The following is a 417-nucleotide window of genomic DNA, read 5'->3' as shown; positions in this document are numbered from 1 at the left end:
TTTGAAATCAGGCCACTGATCGCAACCCCTTCAGCAAATCAATCGCTATTGACTATATAAAGCAGACTCCGGGCTTGTCCAACACCCGAATAAGGTGTCGGCTGCGCGACACCTATTCTTATTTGTTAGCTGCACTTTACCAACTTCTGATTAAATGGAGCAAGGATAAATATGCCTACAAAAATTGCAAAAACTGAGAGCACTTGTGATGTGCCTGATAAAGCAACTATAGAATAATCCAAAGCCAGCACAGCAAGGCCAACAATTACAATGAAAGCGATATAACTGCCAATATTAACTTTATACTTTGCACCACATTCTGAACATTTCACAGACCTAATAGCAAAAAATAATTTAGTATAAGTAATTTTATTACTGCAATCTTCGCAAATCTTCATGAAACCTCTTTGTGCATGC

General features: G+C 38.1%; 1 protein-coding gene. It reads right to left on the bottom strand.

Annotated features, from left to right (window positions below):
• Positions 1 to 125 precede the first annotated feature (125 nt).
• The coding region (locus AC27H3_RS18115) for a hypothetical protein (RefSeq protein WP_487108116.1) at positions 126 to 417 on the bottom strand (292 nt) is incomplete at its 5' end.

It is taken from the genome of Colwellia sp. NW0002-52-1 (assembly GCF_057550865.1).
The sequence above is the reverse complement of the archived record's forward strand: the minus strand, read 5'-3'. Positions and strand labels throughout refer to the sequence as shown.